Here is a 25,186-nt window from a genome sequence, read left to right on the forward strand (position 1 = left end):
CGAACTCGCTTTCCAGGGAATCGATGATGGTTTCAGCGCGGACGAAGCCGTGGGACTCGCCCTTGTACAGACGGTAAATGTACTCCACTCCGGCCAGTTCGAGTGTATCGACGAATTCCTGCGCCTGTGAGGGTGGGACGATTGGGTCGCGGTCGCCTTGCATGACGGCCACGGGCACCGTGATATCGCTGGTCCGGCGAATCGGCGACCGGGTGATGTACTCGTCCTGAGCTGCGGGCCAAGGTCCGACGAGGCCGTCGATGTAGTGGGATTCGAAGTCGTGGGTGTCGACGACGAAGCGCATGAGGTCGGTGACTCCGAAGTACGAGGTGCCGCAGGCGAACACGTTCGTCGAGGCCAGGGCGGACAGCACCGTCCACCCGCCCGAGGAGGCTCCGGAGATGGCGATGCGATTCGGATCGGCGAGTCCGGCTGCGACGAGTCCGTTGACAGCGGCGACGGTGTCCTCGACGTCGACGACTCCCCACCCGCCGCGCAGCCGGTCACGCCAGGCACGGCCGAATCCGGTCGACCCGCCGTAGTTGACTTCGAGGATGCCGATGCCCTGGGAGGTGAAGAAGCTCGTGCGGGCTGTCATCTCCGGGGTCGCCTGCCCCGTCGGTCCGCCGTGGATCGAGACCACGAAGGGCGGGAGTTCGTCGTCGGGGGCGGCGAAGCGAGGGTTGTGGGGCGGGTGGATGACAACGGGCACTCCCCCGAGTTCGCCGACGCTCGGGCGGGAATAGTAGCCCTGATGGGTGTCGAGGCGTTCGCTGGCGATCTCCGTGAACAGTCCGGTCACCCGGTCGACGGCGTAGAGGATTCCGGGGCGCCTGGTCGACTTCGCCATCAGCAGCAGGTGGGTGCTTCCGAGGTAGAGGAGTTCGATCGTGCCGAAGGTCTCCCCCGTCGTGTCGATGGTCTCCCAAGTCGTGTCGGAAGGGGTGAGCGTTGTGTCGGATCGGCTCAGCCGGCGGCGCACGAGTGTTGCGGTGGCCGCCTGAGAATGCGCCCACACCTCATCTCCGTCGTTGAGGTGCCACCGCGTGCCCAGCTGCCAGAGGGCACCGCCGATCTCCTCGCCGGTGTCGATGACCGATCGCAGCCGGTCGAATCCGATTCTTTCGGGCGCCGGCGCCTGACGGTCGTCGGTGACCAGGGGACGCACGGCGACGGGGTCGATGTCGAGGCCGTACAGCGCCCAGTGCCCTTCGTGATCGGAGATGACGTGGAGAGACGAATCTGACGTGAACTCCGCCTGGAGCAGCGAGATTCCCGGGTCGGTCGGACTCGGCAATCCCGGATCGAACCTGCGCGGGCGTTCGATCCCGTCACCGCTGAGCACGGCGACCGCAGGTGTGGCCGGGGTGCGCACATCGACCAGCCACAGGGTGGTTCCGTCCCACGGCATGTTCGGGTGCTCCCAGCCGATGAACGCCAAGGTGCTGCCGTCGGGTGAGAGCCTGGGCCAGGCCATGAAATGTGAGTGTGTCGAAAGCACATTCGTCGTCCCGTGCTTGGTCAGCAGCACGATGGCGCGTTCACGACGGGTGGACCGACAGTCCTCGCGCACACATAGCAGCCCCCACGGGCTCATGTGCAGATCCCCGTAGCGGATCCGCCCCGAAGTGTCCGGGGTCAGCGCGTGCGGAGCTCGCCCGGGAATGATCTGCCAGACGCGCTGATCAGCGGCGTTGACGAAGTAGATGACCTCGCTGCTCTGGTCGAGAGCCCACGAGGCTCCCCCGTATTCGTGCACGGCGGAGCGGATGTTGAACCCGGTCGGAATGACCTGCTCGCGCTCTCCCGGACGTGACAGTGATGTACGGACGAGGCCGGTGCGGGCCTTCTCGGCGGGAATCTTCGTCGAGTAGAAGATCTCGTCTCCGCGGAAGGCGGCATCGAAGATCGGAGCGGCACCGGCAGCCACCTCGGCGGCGCCCAGAGGTGAAGACCAGGTTCCATAAGGTGCCGTGACGACATCTTGGGGACTTTCCTTCATGACCCCAGAGTATCGCCCGTGGCCGACATCGGCCCCGAAGCCGTCGCTTAAGTGAGGTGAAGCGCCTCAGGCGCCTGCGAATTCGGGTGCCGGGGTGATGCGGTCCTTGGCCGTGGAGTCGATGGTGGCCTGACCGAGTACACGGGTGCCGCGGTAGATGACCATGGTCTGGCCTGGAGCAACTCCGGACAGCTCCTCATCGACGTCGACGTGCATGAGCTGCCCGGCCGGGCGTGCGGCAGGCACCTCGACCTCGTCGATGACCGGATTCGCCTCATGCTCGGGTGCTTCGGCGACGAACTCGCCGAGCCAGGCCCGGGCCGGCACCGGATCGGCGTGGGCGCGGATCTGCACTTCGCAGTCGATCCCGGTCTCCGGAGTCGAACCCATGTCCGACGGGGCCGCTCCAGCCCAGGAGGTGCGGATGCCGGTCAGATGCGAGACCGCGAGGTCGGCACGCGATCCGACGGTGACGGTGTTCGTCGCAGGATCGAGGCCGGTGACGAAGCGCGGCTTGCCATCACGAGCGGGCTTCTCGATGCCCAGGCCCTTGCGCTGACCGATCGTGTACGTCATCGCCCCGTCGTGCTCGCCGAGAACCTCACCTTCGGAGTCCTTGATGAGTCCCGGACGCATCGGAATCTTGTCGGCCAGCCACGCCTTCGTGTCCCCGTCGGGGATGAAGCAGATGTCGTAGGAGTCGGGCTTGTTCGCTACCGAGAATCCGCGCTCGGCCGCCTCGGCGCGCACTTCGGCCTTCGACGCGGTCGCCCCGATCGGGAAGTAGCAGTGCTCGAGCTGGTCGGAGGTGAGCACACCGAGGACGTACGACTGGTCCTTGGCCAGATCCTCACCGCGGTGCAGTTCGGGCCGGCCCTCGTCGTCACGCAGCACCTCGGCGTAGTGGCCGGTGGCGATGGCGTCGAAGCCGAGCGCCAGGGCCCGGTCGAGGAGGGCGGCGAACTTGATGCGCTCATTGCAGCGCATGCACGGGTTCGGGGTGCGTCCGGCGGCGTATTCGGCGATGAAGTCATCGACGATGTCTTCCTTGAACCGCTCGGAGAAATCCCAGACGTAGAAGGGGATGTCGAGCATTCCCGCCACGCGGTGGGCGTCGCGGGAGTCTTCGATCGTGCAGCAGCCGCGCGATCCGGTGCGCAGGGTCCCGGGCATTCGGGACAGGGCGAGGTGAACGCCGACGACTTCGTGTCCGGCGTCGACGGCACGGGCGGCTGCGACGGAGGAATCGACTCCGCCGGACATGGCGACGAGTACTCTCATGATGCTCCTTGCATCCATCGGGGTGTTGCCGAAACCATCCCGGCTCGGCGTGCCTGGTCGACGACCTCGGGCAGGGCCGCGAGCAGGGCGTCGACATCGGCTTCGGTCGTATCGTGACCGAGCGTGAAGCGTTGGGTGGTGCGGGCGCTGTCCTCATCCAGTCCACAGGCCAAGAGCACGTGGGAGGGACGGGAGACACCGGCAGAGCAGGCCGATCCCGTCGAGGTGGCCAATCCCCTGGCATCGAGACCGAACAGCAGTGAGTCCCCTTCGCAGCCCGGGAACGTGAAATGGGCGTTGGCAGGCAGGCGGTCCGCTCCGCGCGGGCCCGAGAGCACGGAACCATCGATGCTCGATTCGATTCCCGCGATGAGGCGGTCGCGCAGCCACGACAGTCGGGCCGACCGGGACTCAAGGTCGACAGTGACGAGGTCGACGGCGGCGGCGAAGGCAACGGCACCGGCGACGTCGAGGGTGCCCGAGCGCACGCTGCGCTCCTGTCCCCCGCCGTGGAGGATGGGCGTCGGGCTCGCTGCGCGGTCGAGCAGGAGTGCGCCGACGCCGACGGGGCCGCCGATCTTGTGCGCGGTGATCGTCATGGCCGTCGCCTTGAGTGCGGCGAAGTCGAGCGGAATCTGTCCGAGTGCCTGCACGGCGTCGATGTGGAAGGGAATGCCGAGTTCGGCGGCGATCTCACCGATCTCGGCGATCGGCTGCAGAGTGCCGATCTCGTTGTTCGCGGCCATCACGCTGATGAGCGCGGTGCGTTCGGGATCGCGGCGCAGTTCAGCGGTCGCCGCGTCCATATCGAGACGCCCCGACGAGTCGACGTCGAGGTACACGGCTTCGGCTCCGAGGCTCTCCAGCCACTCCACGGTCTCGAGAATCGCAGGATGTTCGATCGTCGTCGTCAGCACCCGAGGGCGGGCAGGCTCCGTGAACGTTCCGTTGTTGCGGGCGAGGTAGAGGCCCTTGAGAGCGAAATTGTCGGCCTCGGTGCCTCCGGATGTGAAGATCACCTCCGACGAGGTGGCCGCACCGACCGCGCGGGCAATTCCTTCGCGTGCTTCTTCGATGCGCATCCGTGCCGCCTGTCCGACCGCGTGCAGGGCCGAGGGGTTGGCCCGACGGGCCAGCTCCTTCGTGTACACCTCGAGCACCTCGGCGGGCATCGGCGAGGTGGCTGCGTGATCGAGATAGATGGGCACCCTGCCATTTTAGGCCGTGAGCCGGGCTACGGCCAGGATCCGTGCGGCATCTCACCCGCCGAGCGACACCTCCGGACGAGTTGCCCGCCGGCATGGCCGACTAAACTGAGTCGGGTGTTCACCGTTTTCATTATCGTCCTCTATGCCGCCACCGGCATCCTGACTCTGTGGTCGATCGTCGAGACCATCCGCAATCGTCCGGCCGGCAAGGCCCTGCTCGGCGGTGCCGCTCTGCTTCTGCTGCTGCTCATCGTGCAGCTGATCATCTCGATAGCGACCTTCGGCTCCACGCATGATGTCGACCCGCTGCTCTACTTCGGCTACATCATCACCGCGATCATGGTGATGGCGCTGGCCGGGTTCTGGGCGTTTGCCGAACTGAGCCGCTGGGGGCCGGGAGTCCTGGCCGCGGCAGGACTGACGGTGATCGTGATGATCGAGAGATTGGACCAGATTTGGCAGTGACCAGACGCAATCGGTTCGGCGGGGATTCCGCCGACGATGCGAACTCAGCAGGCAACAGCCCAACAGGCCGTGCACAATCAGCAGACGATGCGGACTCCACGGCCGCCTCGGCGCGGGGAAAGACGGGACGGTCGCCGTACTCGGCGATGCATACCGGACCGGGGCGGGCGCTGACGGCGGTGTACGGAGTCTTCGCGCTCTCGGCCACAGCCCGGGCGGGCTATCAGCTCATCCGCGAGTTCGACGTCGCACCGATCGCGTATTCGCTGTCCGCCATGGCTGCGGTGATCTACATCCTCGCCACGGTCTGCCTGGTCATCGGCAACCGGGTTTCACACCGGATCGCCGTCGCGGCCTGTGCGATCGAGTTCCTCGGCGTCATCGTCGTCGGCATCCTCAGCCACACCCACCCCGAGGACTTCGCGAAGCCGTCGGTGTGGTCGAACTTCGGCAGCGGGTACGGCTATATTCCGCTGCTCCTGCCGCTCATCGGCCTGTGGTGGCTGCTGCGCGTCGGCCGCCGCGCCAGTCGCAGATGAGTCGCGGCTGAGTCGCGCATGAGCGGGTTCAAAGTGCATATGCCGTGATCTCGATCAGTGCGCATGAATTTCGAACCCGCTGGTGTTGACGCACCACGCCCACCGCGGCTGAGCGCGGTTCACTCCACCTTGGAGGACAGAACGTTCCAGTCGGTGGCGACTGCGGTGAGTTCGTCACCGGTTCGCATCAGCACATAGGGGTGCGCGGTGTCGACCGTGATGGTGTCGCCCTCTTTTTCGTTCGTCTTCACGGCTTCGACGGTGTCGCCGAGGTCGAGAGCGTAGTCCGACGGCGCCTTGATCGTCAGCGTGCAGCGCACTTCGCCCATCCCGATCGCGCCGTGCTCGGTGCTCAAGCTCATGTCCTCGAACTTGAGGTCATCATAGGGCTTGCAGTCGACGTCGACCTTATCGAAGCCGGAGTCCTTGTCCCGCAGGTCACCCAGGTAGTCACGGAACCCCTTGAATCCACCCTCCTTGAGTCCCTCGGGACCCCCGGATTTCGCCTTGCCGTCGACGAGGAACGATGAGACGTCACCGGACACGGTCGTCAGATCCTCGGAGAAGTCCTCCGACCCCTTCTCCACGGCGCCGCGGTCATCGGCCATGAGGGCGGGCATCTGCTCGGTGGGAATGTAGGACGCCGAACGCACGAGCGGATCGGTCGACGCCGATTCCCGCGTCACCAGCATCACCTTGGTCAGCTGCTTGTCGCCGTCCGTGGAACTCTTGTCCGCGGTCCCGAAGGCGTAGAACCACATCGGATATTCGGTGAAGTTCGGGCTGCCGGCGACGACCTCGGTGAAGTTCGGCGCACGCAGCTTCTGCTTCGCCTTATCCGCGATCTGGATCTGCGCACGGGTGTGGTCGATGAGCGGTGCCGCCTGGATCTTGTCGAGGTCGGAGCCCTTGTCACCGAGCGTCTTGTCCAGCGATTCCGTGTAGTTCGTCATGAACTTCCCGGCCTCACCGGGGCGCACCGCCGTGCGCTCGTACGGGGTGGTGTCCGGGCTGCTGGGTTTGGCGATCGGCATATTCGCACAGCCGCTGAGCACGAGCCCGGTGCCCAAGACGGAGGCCGTCACTGCACGGAAGGACCGCCGGTTCCGCAGATCCCGTCGCCGCGGCGGCGCCTGGCCGGCCGTGCCCGGCTGCACTGTCGAGATCGGCTGGGTCGCCGGCCCCGGCTCGCCATTGACCGCGCGGTCAGCGGCCGGTCCCCGACCGTCACGGCCGCTGCGGCCGGAGCCGCCTGAGGGACCGTTTTCATCGCCGTCGGAGTCGCTGCCGCCTCCCTCGGGCCCGCCATCCTCGGGTCCGTTGCCTCCCTCGGGTCCGCTGCCGCTCGGGAGTCCGACGTCCTTCTTCGGCGGGCGGATGCGCGAGGTCCACCAGCGCATGAAGAGGAACACCGAGAATCCGGCGAGCATGATCGTGCCGGCAATGCCGAGCAGGCTGAGTGCGAACACGCCCTTGGCGCGCATCTGGAGACTCACCGTCGTTCCATCAAGACTGTCATCGGAGTTCGCAGGAGCGATGACGAGCACCTGCGGCTGCGCATCGAGGTCGAAGGTCTTCGCGACCGTCTGTCCCGTCTCCGTACTGATCCACCAGTCGCGATCGGCGATATCGGCCTCCGGCTTCGCGTCACCGGGAGTGAACCGGTGGGAGGCGGAGTTCGGGAAGGAGACATCACTGATCTGCTCCTGTGCCACACCGTCGAGGTAGCTGTCGGCGTCGACCCCGCTGGCGGTGCCGACGAACAGCTCCGTGCCCTTCGAGTTCTTCGCCGTCACGGTCACGCTCGAACCCGAATAGGGCACGATCGCCTCATCGAGGACGACGGCGTAGGCTCCGTCCCTGACCGTGAAGGCAGGCGTCTCGGTGATCTCGTCGGTGCCGACGACCGAGAGCGCAGAGATGACCAGTCCGGCGAGCGTGAGTGCCGCTGCGCCGAAGAGGACGGCGGTGATGAGTCGGATTCGCTGGATCAGAACAGTGCCCTCATGAGTGCGGTCCGAGCCTTGGTCACGGCTGGATCCTCGGCGCCGAGGACCTCGAAGAGATCGAGGACCCGCAGGCGCAGGGACTCCTTCTCATCACCCGCGGTGGTGCGGATGAGAGAGATGAGTCGGTTGAAGGCGCTGCCGGCATTGCCGCTGACCACTTCGGCGTCGGCCGCGGCCTTCGCGGCCCCGACGTTCTTGGGGTCCGCATCGGCGGCAGCGATGAGGTCGGCCGGTTCCTGGTCGATGAGGCGGCGACCCAGGCCCGCACGGGCGAGACCGAACTTCGCCTCTTCGTCGGCCGGAGAGTTCGCCAGCGCGGCTTTGAACAGTTTCTCTGCGGTGTCGAAGTCGCCCTTGGCGAGTGCCTCTTCGGCTTCCGGATGGGCGGGGCCGGCCGGTTCGGGTTCGGCTTCCCCGGTGGCGGCGTGCCCGGTCACACCGTTCTCACCGGCGAGCTTGAGCAGTTCGTCGAAGTATGCCTGGACCTGCGGTTCGGGCAGAGCACTCTGGAACAGCGGCACGGGCTGACCCTTGATGAGGGCGACGACCGTGGGGATGGACTGAACACCGAAGGCCTGCTGCAGACGCGGGTTCGCATCGACGTCGACCTTCGCCAGCACGAGGCGTCCCCCATAGGAGGTGACGACGCGTTCGAGGACGGGCGAGAGCTGTTTGCAGGGTTCGCACCATTCGGCCCACAGGTCGATGACGACGGGCACGCGGTCGGACATCGCCACCAGGCTGGTGAACGTCGATTCGTCGACGTCGAAGACCAGTCCCGGAACGGCGACCGCATCCGGGTCCCCACCGACCTGGTCACCGGCAGCACCGGCTCCCGCACCGGCGGCGTGACCGGCCTGCCCGGCCTGCTCGGCGGGCATGTTCTTGCTGCGCACCGCCGACAGGTCGAGTCCCTGATCGGGCTGTGCGTTCTCCTGCGAGGGATCCATTGACACGTGGTCTCCTTTGTGACGCGGTCGGTGGGCTCGGTGCAAACCGTGACGCACCTGGTCCATACTTATCCAACAGAACGTATCAACACCGGTGCGCCCACGGCTATTTCCTCAGCCGTCAGGGAAGGAACACCACGGTGCCGACCCTTCCGCCTCAGCCTGCTTCGGCTCCGGCGAGAGTCTCGAGTCCGCCGATGAGTCTGACCTTGCCGTCTTTGGGCACGAGGAAGGTGAGCACCTGGGTGGTCTTCGTCGTCACGGGCTGTTTGGTCGACGCGGAGCCGACGAGCTCCTTCTGCGGCGATGACAGGGTCAGGGTGCCGGTGCGTCCCTCTTTCGATTCGGGGCTGATCGTCGATTCGGCGTCGATGACTCCGGTGACGATGGCGGCGTCGCCGGCGGTGCCCTGAGCGACGAGTTCCTTGCCCGGGGTGTACTTGTACTTCACCTCGGCCTTGCCTTCTTCGGCGCTGGCTTTCTGCTCCTTCTGGTTCTTCCAGATGGACTTCGAGAAGTCATCGGAGTCGAACTTCTTCGCTTCCTTCGAGTCCGCTCCGCTGCCGAGTGCCTTCGCGTAGTCGGCGACGGCCTTCTCCGGAGTCGTGACGAAGTCCTTGGATCCGGGCTCGAGCATCGTCGCGCCCTGACGTGAGTCGGGCAGTTCGGGCAGCTTCGTGCCGGCCGTCAGCTGGGTCTGCGACCACAGTTTGTAGTCGCTGCGCGGGTCCTCCTGGGTCAGCACGAGCAGCTGCGAGCTCCCTCCGGCAGAGGTGATCAGGCTGGTCACGCGCGGCCAGGCGTCGGTGGCCGACGTGTAGTTGGCGACGATCTGGTCGCTGGCCACGGCCGGTGCCATCTTCTGGTCTTCGACCTTCTCCTTGACCTTGTACAGGTCTTCACGCTGTTTGAGAGCGGGGCCGGCGGCACGTTCGGCCAGCGCCTTCTTATCGGTCTTCTTGTCCGCGGCCGTGATGGCGGTGGCGACAGAGTCGAGGATCCGCTTAGCCTGGTCGTCCGTGACTCCCGCGGCCGCTGAACTCGGCGCCTCGGAGGGTTCGGGCTTCGGCAGCTCTTCGGGCCCGCAGGCGCTGAGCGCGAGCACGGGGACGACGGCGAAGGCGGTGCCGTACTCGGCGAGTTTGCGGCGACGTTCCTGCCGTGCCTTGCGTCGGTTCGCTTCCTTCTTCGAATTGTTCGCGCCGAGGACGAGGAGGACGACGCCGCTGATGAAGGCGACACCGCCGATGATCATCAGCGGCAGCGCCCAGGGGGTATCTGCGTGGTTGGGCCAGGTCAGCGTCACGGATTCGACCTCTCCGGCTTCGCCGTCGCCGGCGATGAGGAAGCCGGTCCGGTTGGCGTCGTCATTCCATTCCAGTTCCACCGAATCGGTGCCGGTGACTTCCGACTGCCACAGATCGGACCCGGCCGGGTTGGGCACCGTGCCTTCACCGTCGGTCGCCTTGGTCGTGAGCTTGCCGCCTTCGGCGAGTCCGGTGACGCGGTCATAGGCGGACTGTCCTGCCCAGGCTTCGACGTTCTCGATCGGTGCCTGGGCGATCGTGAGGTCGCCGCTGCCCTTGGCCGTCAGTGTGGTCGGGGTTTCGTAGAGGTTGAGCATTCCGGGGTCGACGATGACCGCCGGTTTGTCGGCGTCGATCTGCGCGGTGGCAGTGATCGTATCCTCCGGCGCCCACAGGGTCTTCTGCAGGATGCCGAGGCCACCGACGACGACACCCACCACCATGAGAATCACAGCGAATGTGTAACGCACGTGCGTACCTTCCCTCAGCCGAGCAAAAATGGCACCCCAGTTCGGGGACTCTTCAAGTTTAAGTCACATGCCGGACATCGCCTTTGTGCGCACGCTCAGTGTGTGTCGACGTTCACACGCCCACCCCGGAATGTCCCGATCACCTGCCCCTGGCCTAAGCTGGGCGGGTGAGCAACGACAGAATTGTGTGGATCGACTGCGAAATGACCGGCCTCGACGAGGTGCGGGACGAACTCATCGAGGTGGCCGCGATCGTCACCGACTTCGAGCTCAACCCCCTCGACGAGGGAATCGACATCGTCATCAGGCCCTCGGCGGATGCACGGGCGAACATGAACGAGTTCGTCACGAATATGCACACCACCTCGGGCCTGATCACCGAACTCGACGCGGGCACCACCGCCGCCGAGGCGCAGGCGAAGGTCCTCGAATACGTGAAGAAGCATGTCCCCGAGGCGGGCAAGGCCCTGCTCGGCGGCAATTCCGTGGGCACCGACAAGGTTTTCCTGACCAAGCAGATGCCCGAACTCGTCGACTACCTGCACTACCGGATCATCGACGTCTCCTCGATCAAGGAGCTGTCCAAGCAGTGGTTCCCGCGCGCCTATTTCCAGGCGCCGGCCAAGCACGGCAATCACCGCGCACTCGGGGACATCATCGACTCGATCATCGAGCTCCAGTACTACCGGAAGGCCGTGTTCTCCGCCGAGGGACCGAGCTCCGATGAAGCGAAATCGATCGCCGCCGAGGTGGCCGAGAGCTTTTCGACCCTCACCGAGGCGAACGCGTCCGACGAGGGCTGAGCATCTCAGCCGGCCTTCTTCTCGGGGCGGGCGAAGATGTTCGACGGGAAGGCACCTGACTTCGCGATGACGCGCAGCAGATCCCGGCTCGGCGAGAGCAGCGATTCGATCGTCCGATCGTCGAGGGCCGACCACGCGGCTGCAACAGTGCCGTCGGTGAGGGCCTCGACCTGTTCCTTCAGGTCACGCCCTGCTTCGGTGATGGTGGGCAGGTCATGCCCGCGGTCGTCCTTGTCCACGGTGATCAGCCCCGCCTCGGCGAGCCTCGTCTGCGCGGTCTGCCATTCCTCATCCGTGTAGCCTCGGGTCTTCTGCGCCGCCCGCGGGCGGAATCCGGCGCCGGTGGCGACGTCGAGCATGAGGGCGTCGATTCCGGGCACACCGGCCGTGACGAGTGAGGCGACATGGCCGTCGCCGCGGAATTCGCGAGCTATGGTCGCCACGTCCCACAACTTCTCGAACGCGGTGTGCCCCTGGTGGCTGCCGATGACATCGGCGGTGGCGGCGGCCAGGGTGCGGCCGGAGAAGTCCATGGCGGCGAGCACGGGGGCCAGAGTCTGGGTCATCTGGTCGGCCGCCTCGGTGAGCAAGGCGATGTCGTCACGGTCGCCGAAGAGTTCACCCAGGTACGCGCTCACGGCGTCGAAGCGGGCCTGGACCATCTGCTCCGGGCTCACCGTCTCCCACAGGCGCGGCAGCATTCCGGCGACGAAATTCGGGGAGTAGTTGTAGTACGCGGCGGACACGACTCCGGGATTCACCCGTCCCAGCGGAGCCGAACGGGCAGCCATATTGCCTTCGACACCGGGTTCGAGTCCGTACTTGGCGTACTCGGCGCCGACCGCCTGTGAGAAGTAGATCGACGAGTGGAAGGAGTTGATGCGGGCCGAGACCGTTCTGATGTTCTGTGTACGCTGGGAATCCATATCGTCATCCTAGGGGCGGTCCCCTTCCCACGTAAGGTCTGCGCGTGCGTCGCTGCCCACACCGACCGGCGCAGGAGAATAGCACAGTCTTATAGGACCTAAATCGTTTGCCCCTCCCCCGAGGCGGCCGGACTCCCGCGTCGATCCTCGCACCGGCGCGCCCGTCCGGTCGCGCACATTTGCCGCGTCAGGACCCGGTGCTACGGTCTGAGCATGGAGTGACACGGACCGTTTGCGACCACGGCATCGTCCCGGTCGGAAGTCGATCCCGCCAACCGCATCAGCACAGCGTCCGGCTTGGAGGTCAGATGAGGATCGCACTGTTCGCCACCTGCATCGTCGATGCAATGTATCCCGAGGTTGCGCAGGCAACCGTGAGTATTCTGCGCCGACTCGGCCACGAGGTGATCTTCCCCGAAGGCCAGTCGTGCTGCGGGCAGATGCACATCAACTCCGGTAAGTTCGCGCAGGCCGAACCGGTCATCGCCAATCACGTCCGCGCCTTCACGAGCACCGAATGGGATGTCGCCGTCGCCCCGTCCGCCTCCTGCGTGGCCTCGCTCGGCCACCAGCAGCCGATGGTCGCCACCCGGGTGGGCAATGATGCCCTGGCGTCCGAGGCCGCCGAGGTGGCCGGCCGCACCTACGAGCTCACTCAGTTCCTCACCGACGTCCAAGGCGTCACGGATGCCGCTACCGATCTCGGTTCCTATTTCCCGCACCGGGTGACGTATCACCCGTCGTGCCACGGAATGCGGCTGCTGCGCCTCGGCGATCGGCAGTCCAACCTCGTCCGGTCCGTCGAGGCCATCGACTTCGTCGAACTGCCTCTGGCCGATTCCTGCTGCGGGTTCGGCGGCACCTTCTCCGTGAAGAACCCGGAGGTGTCCTCGGCGATGCTCGCCGACAAGGTGCGCACGATCCAGGCGACCGAAGCCGAAGTCTGCACCGGCGGCGATGTCTCCTGTCTGCTGCACATCGGCGGCGGAATGTCGCGGTTCGAACGCACCGGCAGGTTCGACGGCGCCCCGGACGTCACCGCCGTGCATGTGAAAGAGACGAGCTCGACCGATGAGCATGGGCACACGACCGGGACGCTGACGACGGTCGTCGGTGCCGACGATGACGACCATCTCACCCCGGGCCATCGGGGCACCTCTCCGGCCGAGCCGAGCCGCACCCAGTCCAGGTTCCGCGTCGGTCAAGCCGCGGTCCATCTGGCCCGGATCCTCGCGTCGACGAGGGAGGACCCGCTGCGGGTGCCGAGCGAAGGAGCAGAAGTGAGCGGAGGGAGCCTGCGATGACCTTTCTGGGAATGCCGCTGCTGCCGTCGAAGCGACGCAGCGATCTGCCCGGTGGGCAGGGCAACATCATCGAAGTCGAGGCCTTTCCCGAGGTCTCACACCAGCATCTGAGCAACCAGCAGCTGCGCAACAACATCGGCCACGCCACCTCGACGATCCGGTCGAAGCGCGCCGAGGTCGTCTCCGAGCTCGACGACTGGGAAGCCCTGCGCGACGCCGGTGAGGCTACGAAGAACCAAGTGATGGAGAACCTGCCCGAGTACCTCGCGCAGTTCGAAGAGGCATTCACCGCCGCCGGCGGCATCATCCACTGGGCCCGTGACGCCGATGAGGCCAATGCCATCGTCACCAAACTCGTCGAGGACAATGCGCCGGTGCTCGAGACCGGCCGCCGCGAGGTCATCAAAGTCAAGTCGATGGCCACCCAGGAGATCGGTCTCAACGAGCACCTCGAGCATGAGGGCATCGATGCGTTCGAGACGGATCTGGCCGAACTCATCGTCCAGCTCGGCGAGGACAAACCCAGCCACATCCTCGTTCCCGCCATCCACCGCAACCGGGATGAGATCCGTGAGATCTTCATGGACAAGATGCCCGACGCCGGGGAACTGACGAACGAACCGGCCGTCCTCGCCGAGGCGGCCCGCCGACATCTGCGCCACAAATTCCTCACCACGAAGGTCGCGATCTCCGGAGCGAACTTCGGCATCGCGGAGACCGGCACCCTCGGAGTGGTCGAGTCCGAGGGCAACGGGCGCATGTGCCTGACCCTGCCGGAGACGCTCATCACCGTCATGGGCATCGAGAAGCTGCTGCCGAGGTTCGCCGATCTCGAGGTGTTCCTGCAGCTGCTGCCACGCTCGTCGACGGGTGAGCGGATGAACCCGTACACCTCGTTCTGGACGGGGAAGTCCGAGGGAGACGGTCCACAGAACGTCCATCTCGTTCTCCTCGACAACGGACGCACTCGGGCGCTGGCCGATGAGCACGGACGTACGGCGCTCAACTGCATCCGCTGCTCGGCATGCATGAACGTCTGCCCAGTCTACGAACGCACCGGCGGCCACGCCTACGGCTCGACCTATCCGGGACCGATCGGAGCGATCCTCTCCCCGCTGCTCACAGGAGTCGAAGAGCAGGGCAACGGTTCACTGCCGTACGCGTCGAGCCTGTGCGGCGCCTGCTACGACGTGTGCCCCGTGAAGATCAATATCCCGGACATCCTCGTCCATCTGCGGGGCGAAGATGTCAAAGCCAACCACTCCCCTGTGTCCTCCCAGCTCGACGCCGCCCTCACCGGCGCGTCGTGGATGATGGGCGACGGGAAGCGGATGGCCGCGGCGGAGAAGGGACTGCCTCTCGCGCACAAGGTCACCGGCGGCGAGCAGATCAACGCCCTGCCCGGAATCGCCGGTGCCTGGACCTCGAGCCGCGACATCCCGGCCCTGCCCGAGAAGAGCTTCCGACAGCTGTGGGCCGAAGAGGAAACGAACGACGGCGAGGAGGGACAGCGATGAGCGATACCGCCCGCGAGGAGATCCTCGCCCGCATCAATGAGGCCCTCGGTCGCCGCGGCGGCGGGGAATACGTGTCGTCGTCTACGCCGACGGCGGTACCGGGCATCGGCGGCACTGCAGATGCCGTATCCGGCGGGGTCGCCTCGGCGGAGCCTGCCGCCACGGCCGCCGACGCCGGATACCACCATGAGGGCACGCACACGGGTGAGAACCTCGTCGAGCTGCTCATCGACCGCCTCGTCGACTACAAAGCCAACGTCCACCGCGCCGACGGCGACCCGAGCTCGACGATCGCCGAACTCATCGGCGACCACTCCTCGGTCGTCGTCCCCCGCGGTCTCGACTCGTCCTGGCTGGAGGGGTACTCCGGTGATGTGCGGGTCGATGCTCCCGGTGACGAGCTCAGCGTCGACGACCTCGACGCTCAGGGGGCGGTGGTGACCGCCTCGGCGGTGGCGATCGCGCAGACGGGCACCATCGTCCTCGACGGATCGGACGAGTGCGGCCGGAGGGCGATCACGCTCGTGCCCGACCATCATGTGTGCATCGTCCGGACGGACGACATCGTCGACATCGTCCCTGAGGGAATCGCTCGGCTCGACGCGCACGCACCGCTGACGTTCATCTCCGGGCCCTCGGCCACGAGCGACATCGAGCTCAGCCGGGTCGAAGGAGTGCACGGACCGCGCACCCTCGACGTCATCATCCTCAACGAGTGAGCGCAGCGGGGACGTTCGACTCCGCCGAGCCGGCGAGCGCACTCGGACCAGCGAATGCGAATGGACCGGCGAGTGCGGAACAATGGAGCTCATGACCACGGCGCAGACCCTTCCGTACCCGCGGCCGGATGACCAGCCTCGACGTCGCAGCAGGCGGACGACGTTCATCGTCTCCGCGGTCGTCATCGTCCTCACACTCATCATCGGCAGTGTGGCGGCCGACCGCATCGTCGACTACGCCACGGAGCAGCGCATCGCCGACGGGCTTGCCGACTACGGTGAAGCCGAGGTCTCTGTCGAAGGCTTCCCCATCCTCACGCAGCTGGCTTCCAGAGAACTGAACTCGGTGCATGTCACCGCCGATGAGGCCACCTATGAGGGCGTCGACTTCACCGATGTCGATGCGAAGCTCTATGACGTTCCCACCGGCGGGTCGAAGCCGATCGGCACCGTCGAGGGCACTGCGGTGCTCCCCCACTCGACCCTCGACGAGCTCGCCGCCGAGCATGCGAACCTGCCCGAGGGGATGTCTTTCACGACCGTCGACGGTGAGCTCTTCCTCAAGGGGTCGATGCTCGGTCAGGATCTGCTTGTGGGCATCGACCCGAAGGCCGACGGCAGGCGGGCCATCGTCGATGCGACGACGATCAAGCTGGGGTCGGCGGAGTTCCCTCTCGATCGCCTGCCTGGATTCCTCACCTCAGAGATCTCCGATATCGTCATCGATCTCGACTTCCTGCCCGCCGGTCTCGAGCTCACCGGCATCACTGCCACCGACTCGGGACTGCAGGTCCGCCTCCACGGATCCGGCGTCAGCCTGCAGTGACCGGCGGGGAACCCGGGCGATCACGGTGGGGGCGGGCCGCCTCAGCGGTCGGGTTCCTCGGCGGTCGGGTTCTTGGGGGAACCGAACCCGATTCTCGAAGATAAGTGGGGCCAAAGTGTCATCTTCGCCCGGTGGGCTCAGGGTTCGAGTGCAACAGTGGATTGGGCTCAAGCTACCTGCTCATGCAGCAGATCAGCTAGGACTTCGGCCGGTGGCACGGCCTTATGTCTCGGTGGCACGGCGCGCTGCCGGTCGGCTACACTGTCGGAATGACTCCCGCCATGCGCAATGCCGCTTTCCGTCCGAAAGTGTGGGTTCTGCCGCACTCGGGCACCAACGGCTACATCACCGCGTGGGGCGAGATGCAGTCGGGCACACAGCCGTTCTCACACCGAGATCTTCCGCTCCGACCCCTGGTGTGACTCTCCGACAGCTCTCATCTGCCGAGCCGACGACGTCCGCTCGAATCACGCACGGACGCTCAGCGTCGCCGAACTGAGCGCTGTCTGCACATCCACTCTTCGGGTCGATCTCTCTTGTCTGCCGACCACGAACGGGATCCCTGTGACCACTACCTCTGCACCCACTTCACGATCCGCCTCACCGAACACCCCGGGACAGCAGCTGTTCCAAGTACTCCGCCGCGACACCGTCGGCGGCGCACTGCTCCTCATCGCCGCTGCTGCCGCTCTGATCTGGGCGAACTCCCCCGCATCGGCTGCATACTTCGCAATCCGGGATTGGGAATTCGGCTATGAGCCCTGGCACCTGCGTCTGAGTATCGGGCAATGGGCCGCCGACGGACTGCTCGCGGTCTTCTTCTTCCTCGTCGGCATCGAACTCAAGGCGGAATTCACCCGCGGTGACCTGCGGCGTCTCCGCACCGCCGTCGTCCCGATCGCCGCGGCGGCCGGCGGAGTCCTCGTCCCCGCCCTCATCTGTGCGGCGTTTCTGCTCACCCGTCCGGAGCTGCTGCGCGGTTGGGCCATCCCCACCGCGACCGACATCGCCTTCGCCGTTGCCGTCCTCGCGATCGTCGGCTCCCACCTGCCCAAGGCGCTGCGCCTCTTCCTGCTCACCCTGGCCGCGGTCGACGATCTGCTGGCGATCACCATCATTGCGCTCTTCTACACCGAGACCATCGCGGCTCTCCCCCTGGCCGCGGCGCTCGGAGTCGTCCTCGTCTTCGGACTCGTCGCACACCGCTTCCGTCGCGTCTTCGTCGACCGTGCGTGGGCCGCGTGGGTCGTCCTGCTCCCGCTCGGCTTCGTCGCCTGGGCACTCATGCACGCCTCCGGTGTCCACGCGACCATCGCCGGAGTGCTGCTGGGCTTCATGATCCCCGCCGTCGTCGGTCGTGGTTCGACCCGCACGACCGGTGACGAACACGCTCGCTCCGTCGACCTCGCCGAGGCGCTCGAGCACCGTATCCGACCTCTGTCTGCCGGGTTCGCCGTTCCGGTCTTCGCCTTCTTCGCTGCCGGTGTCGATATCGGAGGATTCCACGGTCTGGCCTCCGCGTTCTCCCATCCCCTGACCTACGGGATCATGACGGCACTGATCGTCGGCAAGCCGGTCGGCATCCTCGCCTCCACGTGGCTGGTCACCCGGTTCACCGCGAGTGTGGACCCCAGCCTGCGCTGGGCCGACCTCACCGGCATCGGGTTGCTTGCCGGCATCGGGTTCACCGTCTCCCTCCTCGTCGCGGACCTCAGCTTCACCGCCGGTTCGGTCGAACACGATGTTGCGAAGGTTGCCGTTCTCAGCGCCTCACTGCTCTCGGCCGTGCTCGCAGCGCTCATTCTCACGGTCCGAAACGCCCACTATCGTCGACTGCTCCAGGCACGAAAGCAGTCCGCCTCAGACGTATAAGGAAGACGGTCACGGGCGTGTGGTCCGTAGGTGACCGTCGAAACCGAAGCAGCCGATTGCCAGTTCCGTCACAGACAGCCCCACTAGGCTTCGAATCGTCCGTGTTCCTCCCCACGATCAGCACCGACAGTGTATTCGACCAACTGAGAAGGACCGTGCCATGGCATTCGACAAATTCCTCGACAAGGCCAAGAACCTCGCCAGTGATCCCAAGGTCAAGGACAAGCTCAATTCTGACAAAGCCGAGAAGGCCACCGACTCAGTCCTCGACAAGGCCGCCGGTGTCGCCGATTCCCTGACCGGAGGCAAGCACTCTGACAAGATCAAGAAGGCCCGGGACGCGGCAGACAACGCCATCGGCAATGACCGTGGTCAGACCGGTGGAGCGAATCGCGGCGACGAGCAGTCCGGCGGTGCGGGCCGCAGCGACGACGTTCGTGGGAACGGTGTCCGCGGAGACGATCGTGATGACAATGGCTTCGACGGCGGCAACGGACCTGCCGGAAGCCGCTGATCGTCTGCGTCATTTGATCGAGCCCCTGCCGACTGCGGCAAGGGCTCGATCTCTGTTCGGCGGTCTTAAGCGGACGCAGCGATCTGACCAGCAGATTCAGATATGCGACGGTGCAGACAATCCGGCCTCAGGAATCGATGTCCGGCGTCGGCACGGCTGTCGGGTCGGCGTCGATCGTGATGCGGACTGCGTCGATGACAGTGTGATCGCGCAGCAGCTCCTCACCCGACACGGCCCAGGACTCTCCCTTCTTCTCTCCGCACGACTGGCCGCGCGGAGCGAAGACCTCACAGTCGACGGCGGTGATCGGTGCCGCTGACTCGATGACGAGGTCTCCGCGGTCCAGGGGACGGACGTAGACGACGACACCACTGTCCTGTTCTCCGTTCAGGTCCGCGGCCGGCACGGCTGCTCCGGCAACCTCGTAGTCGAGGATTCCTCGGTGAGATCCTGCGGCGAGCCTGTCCGTGGAGAAGTCGATATCGACCGAATGCAGCTCTGTGTCGATGTGCGCCTCGCCAGCGGTCGAATCGATGGTTCCCCGCGGATTCGAATACTGAGCCCGCAGGTACGGAGGCAGCAGGGACTCGGTGTCGGGCAGGCGGAATCCGTCGTGGACTTCCCCGCCGAACCCCCATGCCGTATCGAGCGCGAGCTCGAGTTTCGTGTCCATCCGCACCGAGTAGCTGCCATCGGCGGCGATGCTGACCGTGTGCTCGACATACTTGCTGCGCAGCGGGTTCGGTGCGGCATCCACTCCGCCGGGCGCTGCGATCACAGTCGTGATCGTCACAGCCGCTGCGAGCGCCGCCGTGACGGAGAACGCGCGACTGCGTGGGAATCTGTGCTTCATCTCGCTCATCCCTACCTTTCAGACGCGGGGATCGGGGACGCCGTCATTCCTGCAGGAGGAGCGAAGGCGATGATTTCATGGCTGTCGGCTACGGACTCCCGCCACACCACATGCGCGCCGGTATCAGAGTCATCAGCATCATCGACCCGAGCGAATGCTTCAGCGTCACAGCCGTCGCCGAGGGCGAAGTCGACGTTGTCGGCAGGACAGTAGACGGGCCCGTCGGTGTCGATGTCGAGCGTATGTGTCTTCTGCGCGAGCTGACCGTTGCCGAGGGCGGGGACGGGCACGGCGAAGAATTCCTCGCCGTCCACGGAGATGAACACGTCATCGAGGGCATACTCGAGCTCGATGACATGACGACCTGCGCCCCACTGCACGGCTTTTCCGTCGGAATCCTGCGGGGTGATTTCGACGTGCACCGCCGGATGGTCGAAGCCCTCCCGCTCCGACTCGTCGACGTCGATGTTCAGCTCTGCGAGGGTTTTCGGTGAGTCCTGAGTCGAATCGTCGGCTGTGCTCAGCTCGACTGCGCTCAGCGGCGACAGTGTCGGCATCATCGCCAGTCGGCGGTCGGTCCGAGGATCTTGACCCACCCCTGCATCACTGACCCACAGACCGACAGGTTGTCCGTTCTCGGGTGGGGTTTCGAAGATCAGCCGTTGGCGGATCTGCACGGTCCCGTCTCTGCGCGGGGCCACCTCGGTGATGGTCTCCTGCGGGGTCAGCGCATGTTCGGACAGCTTCGTGGTCTCGTGGTGGGGCGGTGTGGACCGCAGCACCAACGCGGTCACGATCACGCCGATGACAACGACGGTGACCGCGGTGAACGCGAGGCCGACGAGGAGGAGCAACTTGGTCCGTGTCATGGTTCCAACGTAGTATCGGGCCGGTGTCAGCGCAGGCACGAGCGGTGCCAGTCCTGGAACAACCGACTACAACTGCAGCAGGAGGTGCCATGCGATCGCCCATCCCGGATTTTCTCGATGAGACGCTCGAACGATTCCGACCGGACCGGTCCGGGGAGAATGCGGACTACATCCCGGACCTTGCCGCGGCGGATCCGGAGAAGCTCGCGATCTGCATCTCCACCCTCGACGGCGTCGAGTACACCTCCGGTGATGCCGACTTCGAATTCTCGATCCAGTCGATGTCGAAACCCTTCATCTACGGCCTCGCCCTCGAGCAGGAGGGCCTGGCCGGAGTCCTCGAGATGGTCGGCGTCGAACCCAGCGGTGAGAAGTTCAACGAACTCTCCCTGGACAAGAAGTCGGGCCGACCGCTCAACCCGATGATCAACGCCGGGGCGATGACAATCCACTCCGTCCTCGGCGATCCCGGTGCAAGCTTGGCCGAACGCACGGAGATCGCGCGCGCCGGGCTCTCCCGCTTCGCCGGCAGGGAGCTGTCGATCGACGAATCGGTGGCCGACGGCGAATGGCGGGAGGCATACCGCAACGTCGCCATCGCGAACATGCTCCGGTCCTACGACATCTTCTACGACGACCCCGACGAGGTGGTTCGCGGCTATATCGAACAGTGCGCGATCACCGTCACCGTCAAAGACCTCGCCATCATGGCCTCGACTCTGGCCGGCGGCGGCATCAACCCGCTGACCGGTGAACAGGTGCTCTCTCCCAGAGTCAACCGGCAGGTGCTCGCCGTCATGATGACCTGCGGCATGTACGACGCAGCCGGCGACTGGATGACAGAGATCGGTCTCCCCGCCAAGAGCGGAGTCTCCGGCGGTATCTTCGGTGTCATGCCCGGTCAGGTCGGCCTCGCCACGTTCTCTCCACGACTGGACAGGCACGGCACGAGCGTCCGCGGAGCGAAGATCTTCCAGGACCTCTCAGATCGGTTGAGCCTGCATATCATGGATGCTCCGGAACCGGCCCGCTCGATCATCCGCCGTGACCGTCGCTTCGTCGACTCGGAGGGCAAGATGGTCCGCATCTGCAGCCTGCAGGGACTCATCCAGTGGAGCGGTTCGGAGAACGTCCTGCGCGCGATGGACGAACCCGGTTCCACCACGAACACCTTCGTCCTCGACCTGCGCCGCGTCAACGAGATCAACTCCGTCGCCCGGGGCATGCTCACCGAGGCGCTGTCACGAATGAAGGACGATGGGATCCGCGTGGTCCTGCTCGACCCCGACGACATGATGCAGTGCAAGGGACCGAACTCCGCGCTTCCGGGCGTGCAGATCCTCGATTCGCTCAAATCAGTCAAAGGACTCAAACGCATCCGCGACGATCGTCGCCGGGAGATGGCCGACCGCTCCAACTGACGGCGGCGATGGGCCGGTCCCACCGGCGGGAGCGGTGGGGGCCGATCCGCGTGGCGGAAGCAATGGAGGCCGATCCCCGCGGCAGGAGGCGTAGATTCCGTCCGCTGGGATCCGGAACCGGCCGCCGATGGGGATTTGATAAGGTGAGCCTTACTGATCCCCTGCGCCGAGGCGGCTCCGCGATCCGGAGTCGACCGTGGGCTTCCAGGGGCACCCCGTTTGAGAAAGGCCGCCTGTGACGTCCGCACCCGACTCCCCCGAACGCACTGCACGACCCGTCCGCCAGCAGGCTGTTCTCACTGTCCTCGAGACGACCGAAGTCAGCCCGCACCTGATGCGGATCCGCCTCGGCGGGGACACCTTCGACAACATCGATTCGAACGACGCGACCGACAAGTACGTCAAGCTCCTCTTCGCCGATCCGGCACATGAGCTCGTCCCACCCTACGATCTGACGGAGCTGCGCGAGCAGTCCCCCGAGAAGCTGCCGAGTCGCCGCACCTACACGGTGCGAGAGATCGACCTGGACGAGAAGTGGTTGAGCATCGACTTCGTCATCCACGACGATGACGGCATCGCCGGTCCCTGGGCGAGAAACGCGAAACCGGGAGACACGCTGGTCCTCTCCGGCGCGGGCGGAAAATACGCCCCCGCCGACGTCGACTGGCACCTGCTCATCGCCGACCATTCCGCGATACCCGCGGTGAGTTCGGCCATCGAGGCCATGCCCACCGAAGCCACCGGGGTCGTCCTGGCCTATGTCGCCGACGACGCCGATCGCGTTCTGCCCGAGGCGCCGGAAGGCGTCGAGGTGAGATGGGTGGACTCGGACGAGGAGCTCATTGCCGCAGTTGAGGGGCTCGAGTGGCGCGCGGGCACTCCGCAGGTCTTCGCTCACGGCGAGCGCGAGACGATCAAGGCGATCCGCACGATCCTCAAGGACCGCGAAGTGCCGCGGGAGTCCCTGTCGATCTCCGCATACTGGGCACGCGGCCGCGCCGAGGATCAGTTCCAGGCCGAGAAGCGCGAGCCGATCGGCCAGATCGACTGATTTGCCTGCCCGGTCACACCGACCGCTCGAGTTGCCGTCGACCGCTCACGACATACTGCGAGCGGTCGGCGCTGAGGTGAGCGGTCGGCGCTGAGGTGAACGGTCAGCGTGGGTTCAGCTGCGGCGGCGGGCGAGTAAGAAGGCCGCTGCGCCGAGAGCGATGATGCCGACAGCGATGCCGCCTAGGATGAGGTACTCACCGAGGTCGGCGCCGGTGCGCGGCAGCGGTTCACCGTCGGCGTCGCTGGAAGCTTCGGAACCGTCTGCACTCGAGCCCGCGTCTGAGGCGCTTGCGTCCGACGCGGCCTCAGTATCGATACCCGAGTCTGCGTTCGAGCTGGTCGCTGAGTCGCTGCCAGCGCCGGTGTTCGAGTCGCTGTCCGACTCCGCCCCGTCAGCGCCCGTACCGTCGGCGGCCGAGTCCGCACTGCTGCCCGTATCTGATTCGCTGGCCGCATCGGCCTGAGCATCCTCGTTCGCGTTGTCGTCGGCACCCGCGTCCTGGTCGGCGCCAGCATCCTCATCAGTCCCGGCATTCTCATCGTCGCCGTCGTCTCCACCGTTTGCGAGATCGGCCACCGAGTAGAGGCTCGTCGTTCCCGAGACCTCATTGCCGACGACGAGCGCAGCCCCACCCGTCGGCGACTCATCGGCGCCGAGGAACGTGATGCCCTCCGGCCCGAGGTCTCCGGCGCTCGAGAGCAGCGCAGCAGGATCCGAGACATCCTCGATCTCGTCCTCGACGGAGACCGAGAAGTCCCGATTGTTGAAGTAGGTCGCGAACTTCGGGGCGCTCGGGTCACTGAGGTCGAAGGCCGCGACTCCGCCGATGCGCTCGAAGCCGACGAACGCGTAGGTCCTCTCCCCCACTTGACCGATGGTCAGCGCCTCGGGCTCCGGGCCCTTGTCATCGCTGCATCCTTCGAGGTTCGACTCGGAATGGTTGGAGTTGAAGAACTCGGGCACCGCCTCGGCGGTCAGCTTCTCGAACTCGTCCCCGGAATCGGCGACGAGCTTCCCATCGGTGGTCCACACGGAGAATGAGCGGGCACCGAAAGCCACGAGCTCCTCATAGCAGTCACCGGCGTCGTTCAGACCCAGGTCGGTGATGATATTCAGCCGTCCGAGGTCCGCCTCGCCGAGTTTGTCAGCCAGCGGCGAGGTCTCGCACACCGCTGCGAGGCCGTCCTCGCCGAGATCCTTGACCCTGGCCGCATCGACGAAGTCGCCCCATTCGCGGGAGTCACCTTCGTTCGCGGTCACGAGGTAGTCGGTGCCGCCGGAGGTGAACGTCGAGATCGTGTCGGGCATATAGGCGCCCTTGAGCCCCTCGTATTCCGTGATGTTCACGGTCGGAGCATCCTCGGGATCCCGGTCCGACGCATCGAGTCCGTTGCCGGCCTGGCCATGATCTTTGAGACCCAACGGGAGGATCTCCTCGACAGACGCCGAGGCGATGTCGACGACCGCGATCGCGTTCGCCTCCTGCAGGGTCGCGTAGGCCTTGTCCCCGGCGACAGTGATGTACTCGGGTTCGAGATTGCGCGAGATCGGCAGGTCCTCTTCGGGTGTGGGTCCGACGATCCGCACATCCTCGGGCAGGGTCTTCGCTCCGCCGTCCTCGAACTCGTGGAAGTCCGCAGTGTGCGCGTCCGAGTCCGACGGCGCGGCCACTTCGGCGGGGAGGTCGATGACGGACACCGAACCTTCGGGATCGGTCGAGAAATCATCGGCCGGTTCGCCCTCGTTCGCGACCAGGGCATGGCTGCCGTCCGGAGTGACGGTCACCATATCTGGCAGGGACCCGACCGGAACCTCGCCGAGGATGTCCGCCTCGGGGTCGTTCGCGTCGAAGAACATCACGGTACCCGGGTGCGTCTTGTCCTTGTCCTCGAGGGCGATGACGCCGAGGCCGTCCTCACGGATGGAGATCGAGTTCGCGACCCCGGTGCCGGTGATCTCGGCGACCTTCTGCGGGTTTGTCGGGTCTGAGGCGTCGATGACGTCTACTGTGGCCGCCTGGGCGTTGACGGTGAAGACCGTGTCGCCGTGGACGGCGGTGATCTCGGCGGCGGATTCGTCGAATCGTCCGGTCTCGTGGGAGCCGAGGAAGCCCATCTCGATCTGTGCGTCCGAGGCCGAGGAACTGATGGGATAGTCCACTTTTGCGGCGTGAGCGGGGCTCGCGCTCGGAACCGTGCCGCCGACGGTGAAGCCGGTGGCCAGCAGGAGTGCGGCCGCCGAGGCCGTGAGCGTCTTCGCGGACAGTGGGATCGTCAT

Annotated in this window: 22 protein-coding genes; 12 read left to right on the top strand and 10 right to left on the bottom strand. The window is 65.8% G+C overall.

Annotation, left to right across the window (positions count from 1 at the left end):
- The 3 genes from ACTIIH_RS04445 to ACTIIH_RS04455 form a co-directional block, all read right to left on the bottom strand.
- The coding region (locus ACTIIH_RS04445) for an alpha/beta hydrolase family protein (protein WP_441450736.1) at positions 1-2,002 on the bottom strand (2,002 nt) is incomplete at its 3' end.
- A gap of 66 nt (positions 2,003-2,068) precedes the next feature.
- Complete coding sequence (gene mnmA, locus ACTIIH_RS04450) at positions 2,069-3,283, bottom strand: tRNA 2-thiouridine(34) synthase MnmA (RefSeq protein ID WP_441450738.1); 1,215 nt, start codon at positions 3,281-3,283, stop codon at positions 2,069-2,071.
- Entirely contained in the window at positions 3,280-4,491 is a 1,212-nt protein-coding gene (locus ACTIIH_RS04455) for a cysteine desulfurase family protein (RefSeq protein ID WP_441450740.1), read from the bottom strand. The genes mnmA and ACTIIH_RS04455 overlap by 4 nt, the downstream gene beginning before the upstream one ends.
- 114 nt (positions 4,492-4,605) lie before the next feature.
- Here ACTIIH_RS04455 and ACTIIH_RS04460 point away from each other — a divergent pair, with 114 nt between their 5' ends.
- Positions 4,606-4,956 (top strand): hypothetical protein, encoded by a 351-nt coding sequence (locus ACTIIH_RS04460; RefSeq protein WP_441450742.1) that lies wholly within the window; start codon positions 4,606-4,608, stop codon positions 4,954-4,956.
- A gap of 146 nt (positions 4,957-5,102) precedes the next feature.
- Positions 5,103-5,495 carry a hypothetical protein gene (locus ACTIIH_RS04465; RefSeq protein WP_441450826.1) on the top strand — a complete coding sequence of 131 codons (393 nt, stop codon included), beginning with the start codon at positions 5,103-5,105 and terminating at the stop codon, positions 5,493-5,495.
- Positions 5,496-5,614: 119 nt separating this feature from the next.
- Here ACTIIH_RS04465 and ACTIIH_RS04470 read toward each other — a convergent pair whose 3' ends face one another.
- The 3 genes from ACTIIH_RS04470 to ACTIIH_RS04480 all read right to left on the bottom strand — a co-directional run bounded on the left by ACTIIH_RS04470 (position 5,615) and on the right by ACTIIH_RS04480 (position 10,231).
- A complete protein-coding gene (locus ACTIIH_RS04470) occupies positions 5,615-7,318 on the bottom strand; it encodes a hypothetical protein (protein WP_441091186.1) in 1,704 nt (567 codons plus the stop codon).
- A 167-nt stretch (positions 7,319-7,485) separates the two neighbouring features.
- Entirely contained in the window at positions 7,486-8,454 is a 969-nt protein-coding gene (locus tag ACTIIH_RS04475; RefSeq protein WP_441091211.1) for a tetratricopeptide repeat protein, read from the bottom strand.
- Between the two features lie 157 nt (positions 8,455-8,611).
- Positions 8,612-10,231, bottom strand: a complete 1,620-nt coding sequence (locus ACTIIH_RS04480) for a hypothetical protein (protein ID WP_441091185.1) — start codon at positions 10,229-10,231, stop codon at positions 8,612-8,614.
- Positions 10,232-10,434: 203 nt separating this feature from the next.
- Here ACTIIH_RS04480 and orn point away from each other — a divergent pair, with 203 nt between their 5' ends.
- Positions 10,435-11,034, top strand: a complete 600-nt coding sequence (gene orn, locus ACTIIH_RS04485) for an oligoribonuclease (RefSeq protein ID WP_441091210.1) — start codon at positions 10,435-10,437, stop codon at positions 11,032-11,034.
- A 5-nt stretch (positions 11,035-11,039) separates the two neighbouring features.
- Here the strand turns inward: orn and ACTIIH_RS04490 are convergent, their stop codons facing one another.
- A complete protein-coding gene (locus ACTIIH_RS04490; RefSeq protein ID WP_441450744.1) occupies positions 11,040-11,960 on the bottom strand; it encodes an SCO6745 family protein in 921 nt (306 codons plus the stop codon).
- A 308-nt stretch (positions 11,961-12,268) separates the two neighbouring features.
- Between ACTIIH_RS04490 and ACTIIH_RS04495 the strand changes: the two genes are divergently transcribed.
- The 7 genes from ACTIIH_RS04495 to ACTIIH_RS04525 all read left to right on the top strand — a co-directional run bounded on the left by ACTIIH_RS04495 (position 12,269) and on the right by ACTIIH_RS04525 (position 18,712).
- Positions 12,269-13,264, top strand: a complete 996-nt coding sequence (locus ACTIIH_RS04495; protein WP_441450746.1) for a (Fe-S)-binding protein — start codon at positions 12,269-12,271, stop codon at positions 13,262-13,264.
- The gene (locus tag ACTIIH_RS04500; protein ID WP_441450748.1) at positions 13,261-14,781 is read left to right on the top strand and encodes a lactate utilization protein B; all 1,521 of its coding nucleotides are present in this window, start codon (positions 13,261-13,263) and stop codon (positions 14,779-14,781) included. Before ACTIIH_RS04495 ends, ACTIIH_RS04500 begins: the two co-directional genes overlap by 4 nt.
- Positions 14,778-15,500: a LutC/YkgG family protein gene (locus ACTIIH_RS04505; protein ID WP_441450750.1), complete on the top strand. Its 723-nt coding sequence runs from the start codon at positions 14,778-14,780 to the stop codon at positions 15,498-15,500. Before ACTIIH_RS04500 ends, ACTIIH_RS04505 begins: the two co-directional genes overlap by 4 nt.
- Positions 15,501-15,591: 91 nt before the next feature.
- Positions 15,592-16,326 carry an LmeA family phospholipid-binding protein gene (locus tag ACTIIH_RS04510; protein ID WP_441450752.1) on the top strand — a complete coding sequence of 245 codons (735 nt, stop codon included), beginning with the start codon at positions 15,592-15,594 and terminating at the stop codon, positions 16,324-16,326.
- A 269-nt stretch (positions 16,327-16,595) separates the two neighbouring features.
- Entirely contained in the window at positions 16,596-16,748 is a 153-nt protein-coding gene (locus ACTIIH_RS04515) for a hypothetical protein (protein ID WP_441450754.1), read from the top strand.
- A gap of 142 nt (positions 16,749-16,890) precedes the next feature.
- On the top strand, positions 16,891-18,198 hold the full coding sequence (gene nhaA / locus ACTIIH_RS04520; protein ID WP_441450755.1) for a Na+/H+ antiporter NhaA: 1,308 nt from the start codon (positions 16,891-16,893) through the stop codon (positions 18,196-18,198).
- A 160-nt stretch (positions 18,199-18,358) separates the two neighbouring features.
- Positions 18,359-18,712 (top strand): antitoxin, encoded by a 354-nt coding sequence (locus ACTIIH_RS04525; RefSeq protein WP_441450757.1) that lies wholly within the window; start codon positions 18,359-18,361, stop codon positions 18,710-18,712.
- Positions 18,713-18,839: 127 nt separating this feature from the next.
- On the opposite strand, the gene ACTIIH_RS04530 is transcribed toward ACTIIH_RS04525, so the two are convergent.
- Positions 18,840-19,565, bottom strand: a complete 726-nt coding sequence (locus tag ACTIIH_RS04530) for a hypothetical protein (RefSeq protein ID WP_441450759.1) — start codon at positions 19,563-19,565, stop codon at positions 18,840-18,842.
- Positions 19,566-19,576: 11 nt separating this feature from the next.
- Entirely contained in the window at positions 19,577-20,434 is an 858-nt protein-coding gene (locus tag ACTIIH_RS04535) for a hypothetical protein (RefSeq protein ID WP_441450760.1), read from the bottom strand.
- Between the two features lie 89 nt (positions 20,435-20,523).
- On the opposite strand from ACTIIH_RS04535, the gene ACTIIH_RS04540 reads away from it, so the two are divergent.
- Positions 20,524-21,855 (top strand): glutaminase, encoded by a 1,332-nt coding sequence (locus ACTIIH_RS04540; RefSeq protein WP_441091174.1) that lies wholly within the window; start codon positions 20,524-20,526, stop codon positions 21,853-21,855.
- A 235-nt stretch (positions 21,856-22,090) separates the two neighbouring features.
- The gene (locus ACTIIH_RS04545) at positions 22,091-22,906 is read left to right on the top strand and encodes a siderophore-interacting protein (protein WP_441450762.1); all 816 of its coding nucleotides are present in this window, start codon (positions 22,091-22,093) and stop codon (positions 22,904-22,906) included.
- Between the two features lie 114 nt (positions 22,907-23,020).
- Here ACTIIH_RS04545 and ACTIIH_RS04550 read toward each other — a convergent pair whose 3' ends face one another.
- Positions 23,021-25,186 carry a choice-of-anchor I family protein gene (locus tag ACTIIH_RS04550; protein WP_441450764.1) on the bottom strand — a complete coding sequence of 722 codons (2,166 nt, stop codon included), beginning with the start codon at positions 25,184-25,186 and terminating at the stop codon, positions 23,021-23,023.

The sequence above is a fragment of the Brevibacterium sp. genome (genome assembly GCF_052105255.1).
In the GTDB taxonomy this organism is placed as follows: domain Bacteria; phylum Actinomycetota; class Actinomycetes; order Actinomycetales; family Brevibacteriaceae; genus Brevibacterium; species Brevibacterium linens_B.

Excerpts from the sequence above, each read along its gene's own strand:
- ACTIIH_RS04495 (WP_441450746.1), top strand. The coding sequence starts at position 12,269 with ATGAGGATCGCACTGTTCGCCACCTGCATCGTCGATGCAATGTATCCC.
- ACTIIH_RS04540 (WP_441091174.1), top strand. The coding sequence starts at position 20,524 with ATGCGATCGCCCATCCCGGATTTTCTCGATGAGACGCTCGAACGATTC.
- ACTIIH_RS04550 (WP_441450764.1), bottom strand. The coding sequence starts at position 25,186 with ATGACGATCCCACTGTCCGCGAAGACGCTCACGGCCTCGGCGGCCGCA.
- mnmA (WP_441450738.1), bottom strand. The coding sequence starts at position 3,283 with ATGAGAGTACTCGTCGCCATGTCCGGCGGAGTCGATTCCTCCGTCGCA.
- ACTIIH_RS04515 (WP_441450754.1), top strand. The coding sequence starts at position 16,596 with ATGACTCCCGCCATGCGCAATGCCGCTTTCCGTCCGAAAGTGTGGGTT.
- ACTIIH_RS04530 (WP_441450759.1), bottom strand. The coding sequence starts at position 19,565 with ATGAAGCACAGATTCCCACGCAGTCGCGCGTTCTCCGTCACGGCGGCG.
- ACTIIH_RS04535 (WP_441450760.1), bottom strand. The coding sequence starts at position 20,434 with ATGACACGGACCAAGTTGCTCCTCCTCGTCGGCCTCGCGTTCACCGCG.
- ACTIIH_RS04500 (WP_441450748.1), top strand. The coding sequence starts at position 13,261 with ATGACCTTTCTGGGAATGCCGCTGCTGCCGTCGAAGCGACGCAGCGAT.
- ACTIIH_RS04510 (WP_441450752.1), top strand. The coding sequence starts at position 15,592 with ATGACCACGGCGCAGACCCTTCCGTACCCGCGGCCGGATGACCAGCCT.
- ACTIIH_RS04525 (WP_441450757.1), top strand. The coding sequence starts at position 18,359 with ATGGCATTCGACAAATTCCTCGACAAGGCCAAGAACCTCGCCAGTGAT.
- ACTIIH_RS04505 (WP_441450750.1), top strand. The coding sequence starts at position 14,778 with ATGAGCGATACCGCCCGCGAGGAGATCCTCGCCCGCATCAATGAGGCC.
- orn (WP_441091210.1), top strand. The coding sequence starts at position 10,435 with ATGACCGGCCTCGACGAGGTGCGGGACGAACTCATCGAGGTGGCCGCG.
- ACTIIH_RS04475 (WP_441091211.1), bottom strand. The coding sequence starts at position 8,454 with ATGGATCCCTCGCAGGAGAACGCACAGCCCGATCAGGGACTCGACCTG.
- ACTIIH_RS04490 (WP_441450744.1), bottom strand. The coding sequence starts at position 11,960 with ATGGATTCCCAGCGTACACAGAACATCAGAACGGTCTCGGCCCGCATC.
- ACTIIH_RS04465 (WP_441450826.1), top strand. The coding sequence starts at position 5,103 with ATGCATACCGGACCGGGGCGGGCGCTGACGGCGGTGTACGGAGTCTTC.